Origin of the sequence: Mucilaginibacter polytrichastri (assembly GCF_001911425.1) — a bacterium.
Classification (GTDB): domain Bacteria; phylum Bacteroidota; class Bacteroidia; order Sphingobacteriales; family Sphingobacteriaceae; genus Mucilaginibacter; species Mucilaginibacter polytrichastri.
The window spans coordinates 3,826,902-3,835,586 of sequence record NZ_MPPL01000001.1; the positions used below are offsets into that span (position 1 = coordinate 3,826,902).

Annotated in this window: 10 protein-coding genes; 4 read left to right on the plus strand and 6 right to left on the minus strand. The window is 40.5% G+C overall.

Going from position 1 to position 8,685, the window contains the following annotated elements:
* The first annotated feature begins 285 nt into the window (after nt 1–285).
* Nucleotides 286–693, plus strand: a complete 408-nt coding sequence (locus RG47T_RS16200; RefSeq protein WP_074490438.1) for a Dabb family protein — start codon at nt 286–288, stop codon at nt 691–693.
* Between the two features lie 10 nt (nt 694–703).
* The gene (locus tag RG47T_RS16205; protein WP_074490439.1) at nt 704–1,375 is read left to right on the plus strand and encodes a hypothetical protein; all 672 of its coding nucleotides are present in this window, start codon (nt 704–706) and stop codon (nt 1,373–1,375) included.
* 109 nt (nt 1,376–1,484) lie between these two features.
* Here the strand turns inward: RG47T_RS16205 and RG47T_RS16210 are convergent, their stop codons facing one another.
* Nucleotides 1,485–2,000: a YdeI/OmpD-associated family protein gene (locus tag RG47T_RS16210; protein ID WP_074490440.1), complete on the minus strand. Its 516-nt coding sequence runs from the start codon at nt 1,998–2,000 to the stop codon at nt 1,485–1,487.
* A 130-nt stretch (nt 2,001–2,130) separates the two neighbouring features.
* Here RG47T_RS16210 and RG47T_RS16215 point away from each other — a divergent pair, with 130 nt between their 5' ends.
* Together RG47T_RS16215 and RG47T_RS16225 are read left to right on the plus strand one after the other, a co-directional pair.
* Nucleotides 2,131–2,562, plus strand: coding sequence for a nuclear transport factor 2 family protein (locus RG47T_RS16215; RefSeq protein WP_083627432.1), 432 nt, complete (start codon nt 2,131–2,133; stop codon nt 2,560–2,562).
* A 296-nt stretch (nt 2,563–2,858) separates the two neighbouring features.
* A complete protein-coding gene (locus tag RG47T_RS16225) occupies nt 2,859–3,287 on the plus strand; it encodes a nuclear transport factor 2 family protein (protein WP_083627433.1) in 429 nt (142 codons plus the stop codon).
* A gap of 60 nt (nt 3,288–3,347) precedes the next feature.
* On the opposite strand, the gene RG47T_RS16230 is transcribed toward RG47T_RS16225, so the two are convergent.
* From RG47T_RS16230 to RG47T_RS16250, 5 genes are all read right to left on the minus strand, one after another.
* Nucleotides 3,348–4,010 (minus strand): GDSL-type esterase/lipase family protein, encoded by a 663-nt coding sequence (locus RG47T_RS16230; protein ID WP_074490443.1) that lies wholly within the window; start codon nt 4,008–4,010, stop codon nt 3,348–3,350.
* A gap of 8 nt (nt 4,011–4,018) precedes the next feature.
* Nucleotides 4,019–4,510 carry a cytidine deaminase gene (locus RG47T_RS16235; protein WP_074490444.1) on the minus strand — a complete coding sequence of 164 codons (492 nt, stop codon included), beginning with the start codon at nt 4,508–4,510 and terminating at the stop codon, nt 4,019–4,021.
* Nucleotides 4,511–5,045: 535 nt separating this feature from the next.
* Nucleotides 5,046–5,486, minus strand: a complete 441-nt coding sequence (locus RG47T_RS16240; RefSeq protein WP_245770877.1) for a DUF983 domain-containing protein — start codon at nt 5,484–5,486, stop codon at nt 5,046–5,048.
* Between the two features lies 1 nt (nt 5,487).
* Nucleotides 5,488–6,366, minus strand: a complete 879-nt coding sequence (locus RG47T_RS16245; RefSeq protein ID WP_074490445.1) for a helix-turn-helix domain-containing protein — start codon at nt 6,364–6,366, stop codon at nt 5,488–5,490.
* Nucleotides 6,367–6,495: 129 nt separating this feature from the next.
* The coding region (locus tag RG47T_RS16250; protein WP_216351064.1) for a tetratricopeptide repeat protein at nt 6,496–8,685 on the minus strand (2,190 nt) is incomplete at its 5' end.

An 8,685-nucleotide genomic window follows, 5' to 3' on the forward strand; every position in this document is an offset into this window, starting at 1 on the left:
ATGTGTAAATATAAGCAGAACGGCTAACATTATTAGCGTTTAGCTGCATCGTGTGGATAAAGAATGTGTTTTGATTTTGGAATTCGGATGTTCGATTTCGGATTTTTCTTGTCTGGAATCGGAATTTGCAGAATTTAGGAATTAACAGAATTGTTTTTTTGTCTTGATTCCTGACTCTCGATTCTTGACTCTCTAAATGGGCGTTCCCGCATGGCCGAGCTTATGCACATTTTCTTTTCAATTATATTATCATTTTAATAACTTACCATTTATTACCATTACCTTATGAAAACATCAAACAGAAGAAAATTTATAATCACTACCGCTGCCCTTGCTACAGGCGCGGCAGCATCGGCATTACCTTTAACATCTATGGCAAATAAATATCCGGTGGTTCACCACGTGTTTTTCTGGCTTAAAAACCCGGGCTCTATAGACGATCGCGACAAACTAGTTGCCGGCGTAAAAACCTTATCGAAAATTGAAACCATCCGCGAGTTGCGGGTAGGCGTAGTAGCCAGCACTGAGAAACGCGACGTGGTTGATAACAGCTGGGCGGTATCCGAGCTCATGTTCTTTAGCGACCTGGCCGGGCAGGCGGTGTATCAAACCCACCCCATCCACCTGGAGTTTATTAAAAATTGCAGCCACCTTTGGGAAAAGGTTATTGTTTATGATGCTGTGGATGCTTAAAAAATAATATATGACAGAATTCTTAGCATTATTTAAATTTTCAGAAAAGCGGCACTTATTGGCGTTGCAAAAAGAGGGACATCTACATTGTGAAACGTTACAATATTTTTCCGATATAGAAGACACAATTGGCAGAGGAGACAGCTTAGAAACAGTTACAGATCTGTATTATTTAGATGAAAATACGATCGTTAATATTAAAAATGTTGGCGATCCTGATTCTGAGTATAAAAGAATTAAGATAAATAGTGGGCAATTAATAAACAGAGGCGAAACTAACATAGGAAACATCTTTTGTCTATATTCTATTCGGTTACATAAATTCCATTTAGGAAAAGAATTTACTATTCCCGTAGAATGCAAATCTTTAGGAGATCATTACCTCATTATAAAGGATGCCAATGAATTTCTAACTAGAGTAAAAAATAAGCTAACTGAATTAAAGTTGGACGCAAGGTATGGCTACATACAATATAAAGATTTTTTAACCTATACAGGAAAAAAAACAATATTTGAAAAAGATATTAAACTTTCCTATCAAAATGAATTTAGACTTTTCATTCACAATAGTGAGAATAAAGTATTAGACATTAAGATAGGAAGCATCGAGGATATATCATCAATAGGCATTTGCGAAGAGCTCACCACTGTAAACTTCTTTGATAACAATAATATTAGCTAATAATGAGCATGACCAGGGTTAATCGAAGTACTACCTTTGTGGTGGGTGCTTCGTACCTCGCAGTATGCCCTTTTCTACAAATCCGAAATCGAACATCCGAATTTCGAAATCACATACCTTTCTTGGCTTTTAAATCCCTTATCATTTCCGGATACCCCATTCGGCTTACAGCTGCATTAATGGTATTAGCAATGCGGGTTGTGCGGGTTGGCTCTGTTTTGGCGCTGTTAATCCATTTGATAAAGTAATCGCGGTGGCCTTTGGGTAAGGTATTGAAAAATCCCAGCGCATCGGGTTCGTAGTCGAAGCACTCTTGCAGGTCTTCGGGCATTTCTATTACAAAATCATCGTGGGTTTCCAGTTGTACAGACAGGGTTGCCCCTTTGCTTTTATAGATGCCTTTACGCATATCTGCATTAATGGCCATAATAAAACTACCATCGCCCCAGGGCATCAATGCTACGCCACCAATGGGGAAATGATCTAAAAAGCCCTTCACCCGGAAGGATTTTTTGTTGCCGGGCTTTAATTCCAACGCCAAATCTTGCGGAATGTTAATGTACGTCCATCCGGTTTTATCTCCCTGCGCTGCAAATTGGTAAATAATGGTAGTAAAATTTATCATCCTGTTATACAAAATGCGGTTTTAAAGTCAATTTACAAAAAGTTTTTACCAGGGTAACAAGGCCGTTGCACAACATAACTTTTGCCTCTTAAGTACGTCTATAATGGTGTAAATAAAATATACCATAAAAATGAAAATGTTAAAATCAGTTACAATTGCGGCTTGTTTATTAATGACAGTAGCCTTTGCAAAAGCTAACAACAAATTAAATGACGATAATGCAGCATCGCCCAACAATGCGGTTAATACCTATGTAGATGCCATAAGCCATGGTAAAGCCGAAGGCCTGAGCCAGGTAATAGACAAATCTGCCAAATTCAGCATATTACAGGGTAAAAACATTTTGAGCTTCAGCAAGGCCGATATGATGGCTTATGTTAAAGAGAACAAAAATATTGACCAGGCTTGTACCATCAGCACATCTGTAGTAGAATCAAACAACGACATGACTGTTGTAAAGGTTGATATGCAATACACCGATTTTGTACGCAGCAACTATGTAACCCTTACCAATACCGGCAACGGCTGGGAAATTACAAGCGTTTACAGCGTTGTAAGGTAATTTAGGTTAAGTTAGTATTAACAGCAAAGGCCGCCCTACTTAATTGGGGTGGCTTTTGTTGTTAATACACTTTTTATTAAAAAAAACTTTTACAATTATTTATGGTGTTTTTTACCCGTGGCAATGCTTTACGGCACAAAACATTGTCAGTTTATCAATAAAACAGCCAAGTTGTTGCCCGTTTACGAAAAGCCGGAAAAGCTTCACAAAAAATTAACACCTGCAAGTGTAACGTATGGGGTAGTGCCGCTGTCTTATGAGTATAAAATTTATTAAAACACTAAATACAAAATATTATGAAAACCTTAAAATCAGTTGCACTTGGCGTTTGCCTTTTCTTAGCTTGCACAGTTGCAAAAGCTAATAAAATTTCTGATGACAAATCAGCTTCTCCTTATTTCGCTATCAACACTTATGTTGATGCGGTAAGCCGTGGTAAAGTTGCCGACTTAGAATCGGTAATAGACAAAACTGCAAAATTTAGCATGCTGCGCGGTAAAAACCTTATCAGCTTTGATAAAACCGAAATGGTTAATTTTGCAAACGAAAATGCAAATACAGAACAAGCATGTACAGTAACCAGCTCTATTGTTAGTACCAATACCGACGTTACCGTGGCCAGAGTTGATATGCAATACGATGGCTTTGTACGCAGCAACTATGTAACACTTACCAATACCGGTAGCGGTTGGAAAATTACAAATGTTTATAGCGTATTTAAATAAGCAAAACATTTAAATTAAAACAGAGAAGGCCTCCCGGTATTACCGGGAGGCCTTCTCTGTTTATTCTACATAACGTTTTATTGCCTTTTGCCAACGGTCATACCCCTCTTTTTTAAGGTGCAGGTAGTCTGGCTTAAACAGAGCCGAATCTGGCAGGGAAGTTTTTGCATCATATAAAGGTGTATTTACATCAATGTACTTACAGCCATTGTGGTGGCCTATAAAATCTTTAATCATTGTATTGGTACTATCAACAGCTGCATAGTGTACTGCGCGGCTCGGGCTTTTTTTGATAGACATCCAGTAGGTTTTGCTGCCGGGCAGCTTTTGTTGTATCATGGTATACAATGCCACAAAATCATCGTACACCTGCTGTGGTGTACGGCCGGCGTTAATATCGTTTTCGCCTGCATATACAAAAACACGCTCGGGCTGGTAGGGAAATAAAATGTAATTGGTATAATATTTAACCCACTGCTCCAGGGTAGAACCGCCCACCCCACGCCGCACTATCCGCTTATCGGGGAAACGCTGTTCCAAATCTTCCCACATACGGATAGACGAACTACCGATAAACAAGTTGCTGCCCGGTTTAGGAAAATGCAAACTATCGGTTATTTTAAATTTACGCAGCTCATCAGCAAAGGGAAATCCCTGCTGGGCAAATAAGGGCTTACCTGCTATTAACAACAGCAGCAAAAGCATCAAAAATTTAGGTTTCATTGGTTTGGTTATGATTTTGCTAATCGGTCTTCAAAAAACAAAAATGGTAAAAAGCTTTCGCTTCCCTGTACGGCCCAGATAGGCCCGCCTTCGCAAAACAACAGTATCCTTATTTTTTGATCTTGTTTTTTCTCGTACTCGGCCATTACCTGCAGGCATGAGCCGCATGGTGTTACCGGCTGATTCAGCTTAAAGGCATCGGTATGGGCTGTTATGGCCATACTCTCTATCGGGTCGTTAGGATAATTTGCACCCCAATGAAACAAGGCCACCCGCTCGGCACACAAACCAGATGGGTAAGCCACGTTTTCCTGGTTACTGCCATAAATTATCTTTCCGCTTTGTAACCGCAATGCAGCGCCTACACTAAATTTTGAATATGGGGAGTGCGAATGTTTCAGTGCATTTTTTGCTTCGATACATAATGCATTGTCTGAATCATTCAAATCGGTCAGGGCATCATATTCATCGAAACTTATTTTTATTTCGTGGTTATTCATCTATATCCCCGTGGTAAAAAAGAGGGGGAAACAATATAAGGATAAGGATTGGTAAAAAGAAATAACCTGGCAATCTTTATCATTCTCCTTTGATGCCGATGCAAAAAAGCTGTATAATGGGAAGGCTGTGTTTCTGCGGTATACAATAGTAGAACCCAATGTAATTAAGTTAAGGAAATGCGGATGCTCCGTAGTAGTTACTTGCAGGGAAATCGCGTTTAAAAAACATTACGTCATGCCGAACTTGTTTCGGCATCCCATCAGAAGGTAGGCAATAGAAAAGTATGCTACATGTAAGCCTTAGAGCGGTCAAGCGGGAATGTGCTGTGGGATGCCGAAATAAATTCGGCATGACATCGCCTTTCTTGCTTTCGAACACCAAAAAAGCCGCTATAAAAGTTAAAAGCGATTTCCCTGTAGTTACTTGTTTATAGAAATAAATCCATAACAAATACTATAAACAGGTTGCTACTACAGAGCATCAAGGCTTAATTAATAACATTGCCCCTAGCCCTACTCAACAGGAGAAGAATACTTATCCCTCCGGGTGATTAGGATCATAATCGGGGGCTGACCTTTTTGGCTCGTAATGTACACCGGGTGTTAACCAGTATAGCAGTGCAACCCTCGAGTACCTGAAGTTAAAAGGAGATAACAGCAATGCCACCCCCAATAAAATACCTGCATAAATCCACGGGTTTTCGCTGCCGGTTAAAATGTAGGTGCCTACTGCCAGTGTTACCATTTGTGCCACATTGAGTGCATAGCTTACAAACATAGCCACGTAAAAGTAACCCGGTTCTATCTCGAAATGAAAACGGCAGTGCGGGCATGATTCATTCATTTTTTGCCCGCTAATGGTGTACATTGGCGTGGCAAACATGTTGCCTACCCGGCATTTTGGGCATTTGGCATGGAGTGCTGCATAGGTTTGTGATATGGCCATGGCTTGTGTATCTAAAGTTAAAGTTTTCATGTTATGCTTGTTTTGTGATCTGTTTCCTGAATTCTTCGGGTGTTACGCCGGTTTGCTTTTTGAAGTATTTTGTAAAGTACGAGTAGTCGGCAAAGTGCAGCTGGTCTGCCACTTCAGATATGGTTAGGCCGAGGTTCACCAGCAAACGTTTGGCTTCCAGAACAATCCGGTTACGTATTACCTCACCTGCCGAAATATCGAGCACATCATTACATAAAGCATTGAGGTGGTTGGGGGTAATGTATAACAGGGCTGCATAATCTTTCGGGAGCTTTAAAGTGGTAAAGTTTTTATCAATCAGTTTCTGAAAGTTACGCAGCAGGGTATAATTATAAGGTGTGGTATTGGTAATATGATGCGGCAATGTTAATCGGCTTAGTAAAATAAACACTTGCAGCATTAACGTGCGTACCATATCCAAAGCCAACCGGCCCGGCACTTCGCTTTCGGTAATAATCTGTTCAAAAAGCGCTATGATTTCATCTTGCAAATTTTCGGGTATATCAATCACCTCTTCGTTTGATGCCCCGCTGAAGAATGGGAACTGCTCCAGATAATCAGATTGTAACAGAAAAGACTGAAAGAAAGGCACCGAAAAATTAATCACATAACCATCTACATTACCATCAAAACTCCAGCTGTGTACCTGGCCGGGAATCATAAAATAGATCTGGTACGGCTTAACCTGGAAATTTTGAAAATCTATGGCATGTGTACCACCGCCTTCTGTAAACAATACCAAATGATAAAAGGTATGTTTATGCGCCAGGTGCAGGTTATGGTGCGATTTTAAATAAGGCGCAAACCGGCTGATCAGAATATCTTCCTCCTTAAATTCAGACAGGGTGCATATATCGTAAACAGGGAAGCTCTTTTTCATGATATACAAAGATACCACGAAAATTGCCTTAGCTATGGTAATAAACGTTTGGCTTATGGTACTTTTTACTGATAAGTAAAAAGTACTTAGAAATAAAGTCGGGCTTTTTCGAGCCCGGCTTAGCTGCTTTTAGTAGCAGTATTTCTTAATAGCGTCGTAAGCTTCCTTCAATCCCAGTTCGCCTGCTTTACTAAGGTCGAGGCAACCGCTATTTTTATCGGTAATGTTGTTGATCTTGAGCATCCCTCTATCAAAATAAGTTTGTTTATCTCTCGGGGCAAGGTTAATGGCTGCGTTATAATCTGCTATTGCGCCATTATAATCTTTTACCAGTGCTTTAGCTTCCCCGCGTTTAACATAAGCCTTTTGGTTAGATGGTAGCAGCTGTATTGCCATATTGTAATCAATTAATGCACCACGTACGTCTTTTAATTTATACTTGGCAATACCACGGGCCAGATAAGCATCAGAACTTTGCGGGGTAATTTCAATAGCTGTGTTATAATCTTGTATGGCGTTAATAGAGTCTTTTAATAACAAATAGGCATCCCCGCGCTTAATAAAGATATTTTCGTTGTGCGGCTGTGCTTCCAGTGCTTTGTTAAAATCCTGCATAGCGCCAGACGAATCTGGTATGGTGCTTTTTGCAGTTGCACGGGCTAAGAGGCCCCGCAGCGTTTTGGGGTACTGGTCAACGGCTTTATCATAGTTTTCAATACCACCATTGTAATCTTTTTGGGCCATTTTAGCATCACCCAAAAACAACAAATTATCTTCTGTAATACGCAAACTGGTGGCTTTTTCTAAATCGTCAACAGCGCCGTTATAATCTTTTAGTTTTATTTTGGTGTTACCACGATAGGTATAAGCATCAAAAGAAGCAGAATCTAATACAATTGCCTTATTAAAGTCGAGCATGGCTTCGCGAGGGTTCTGCATGGCATCATATAATATACCCCGTTTTACATACAGATCGGCATTGTTTGGTTGAAGCTTTAAACCAGCGTTTGCCAGTTTAAGTGCTTCGGGGTAGTTTTTAGAAAAAGTTAATGCTGCACTCAATTTGGCATAAGCATCTGCATTTTTAGGGTCCATTTGCAATACCCTTTGATAGTCTTGTATAGCGCCGTTGTAATCTTTAATGTTGATGCGGCTATTACCGCGTTTACTATAACCTTCGGTATTTTGCGGTTTTAGGGCTATTGCTTTGTTATAATCTTCTATGGCACCGTTGTAATCAAGCTGTTGCTCTTTCATTTTACCCCGTTCTATATAAGATCGGTCATTGTTGGGGTTTAACTCAATGGCTTTTGTATAATCTGTTATAGCCCCCAGGCTATCCTTAAGCGCATATTTAGCCGACCCCCTAATGAGATAAGCAACTTCACTTTTGGGGCTAAAGGCAATTATAGTGTCAGCATCGGCAAAGGCGGCGTCATAATTTTTAGCCTTAATAAGCAAACCGGCCCTGTTTTGGTAGGCTTCAGTGTATTTAGGATTTAGGGTGATTGCCTTATCAAAATCTGCAAGGGCTCCAGTAGTATCTTTGATATTATTTTTGGCAATACCACGAAACATGTACAACTCGGCATTATTACCGTTAAGCGAAATTGCTTTGTCAAAGTCGGTTATGGCACCCTGGTTATCTGCTGTATTGGTGCGGGCATTACCCAGGTAGTGGTACAGTTCGGCAATATTTGGGTTAAGCTCAATTGCCTTTTTATAATCTTGTATGGCACCAAGGTTATCATGCAGGTTGCTTTTGGCATTACCGCGGTAATAATAAGCTTCGGCCCGGTTAGGATTATATCTTAATGACCGGGTATAATCTGTTACCGCCGAGGCATACGAGCCCAATCCTGATGCTGCGTTGGCGCGGTAGTAATACAGCTCGCCATTCTCTGGGTCGAGTTTAATAGCTATGTTATAATCGAGCACAGCCCCCCAACCATTATTAATATTGGCCTTGGCCAGCCCGCGGTATTCATAAAGTTCGGCGCTTTTTGGGCTAAGCGCTATGGCCTTGTTAAAGTCGGCAATGGCGCCAACATTATCGCCGGTATTTGTTTTGGCGTTTGCCCTGTAGTGGTAAAGGTTGGCATCGGGCTTTTTCTTTAAGGCGATGGCTTTGGTAAAATCATCTATGGCATTAACAAACGCCCGTAAATTACTGTTGGCGTTACCGCGATAGTAATAAGCATCGGCATTGTTGGGGTTAAGCTCAATAGTTTTGGTAAAGTCGGCAATGGCTGCTTCGTTATTTTTAAGGTTACTGTTGGCATTGCCCCTAAAAAAATAAGCGTCGGCAATTTTAGGGTT